The organism is Aminobacter sp. P4_D5, assembly GCF_056401815.1.
Map to the genome: position 1 here is coordinate 1 of NZ_JBFUIP010000407.1, position 1,112 is coordinate 1,112.

A 1,112-nucleotide genomic window follows, 5' to 3' on the forward strand; every position below is an offset into this window, starting at 1 on the left:
CGCGCCCTGGCTCGCCAGATGCCTGACGAAACGATCGCCGCGGTACTTAACCGATCCGGTAAGACGACCGGGCATGGCAAGAGCTGGACACGGGGGCGTATCTGCTCCCTGCGCCATCAACATGACATCGCCGTCTATCGTGACGGCGAGCGCGCCGAACGCGGAGAGGTTACGCTCGATGAGGCGGCCGCAGCCCTGACCCTCAGCCAATCGACCATCCGCCGTCTCATCGCCGAGGGCGCTCTTCCGGCAGAACAACATTGCAAAGGCGCACCCTGGATCATTCGACGCGCCGACCTTGAGCGAGAGGAGATACGCCGGCAGGCCGACCTACGCCGCTCACGACGCCCGCCACCCGACGAGCGTCAGCCAAATCTACTCGATCTTTCAACAGCATGACGGGATGAGCAGTATGAAGCACCATCGTCGCTACCGGCGAAGAGCGCATTCTTTCTGACGATGGTCTGGGGCCTGATTGCTCGCTCGACAATGTTGGAGTCGATTTCGGTGCGGCCGTCGGCGAGGAAGCGCTCGAGGGCCGCTCGCCTGGACGTTGCGTAGCGGATTGCCTCAGCAAGCTTCGATTTTCCCGAGATCCGCGGCAGCTCCTTTTCCCAGAACTTGAAGAGCTCGGCCACGATGACAGCGGAGCGGTCCTGACGGGCGGCGGCGCGTGCGGCAGGAACCTGGCCGCGAACCTCCTCCTCGATGGACCAGAGTTCGGCCATGGTCGTGACAGTCTGCGTTGCGATTTGGGAACTGCCGTTGATGTGCAGTTCGTAAAACCGGCGGCGTAGGTGAGCCCAGCAGCCCGCGAGAGCGACGCCCTCATTGGAGTTCGTTCTTGCCTTGGCGAGCTGTGTGTAAGCCGAGTATCCATCCACCTGCAGGATGCCGGTGAAGCCCGTCATGTGGCGGACAACGCAGTCGCCGCCGCGACCATCCTCGAAGCGATAGGCGACCATGGGCGGGCTGGCGCCACCGAAGGGCCGGTCGTCGCGCGCATAAGCCCATAGCCAAGCTTTTCGGACCTTTCCGGTTCCCGGCGCCAAGGTCGGCAGCGAGGTCTCGTCGGCGAAGACCCGCTCGCCCTGCTTGATCCGCTCCAGAAT

At 63.6% G+C, this 1,112-nt stretch carries 2 protein-coding genes and 1 pseudogene; 1 reads left to right on the plus strand and 2 read right to left on the minus strand.

What is annotated here, in order from left to right; genetic code table 11:
- The coding region (locus AC1DWF_RS32295; RefSeq protein ID WP_476842606.1) for a hypothetical protein at window positions 1-210 on the minus strand (210 nt) is incomplete at its 3' end.
- Window positions 211-228: 18 nt separating this feature from the next.
- Here AC1DWF_RS32295 and AC1DWF_RS32300 point away from each other — a divergent pair.
- Window positions 229-399, plus strand: coding sequence for a hypothetical protein (locus tag AC1DWF_RS32300; RefSeq protein WP_476842605.1), 171 nt, complete (start codon window positions 229-231; stop codon window positions 397-399).
- Window positions 400-419: 20 nt separating this feature from the next.
- On the opposite strand, the pseudogene tnpC reads toward AC1DWF_RS32300, so the two are convergent.
- Window positions 420-1,112, minus strand: a pseudogene (gene tnpC, locus AC1DWF_RS32305) (IS66 family transposase); the annotation flags it as partial.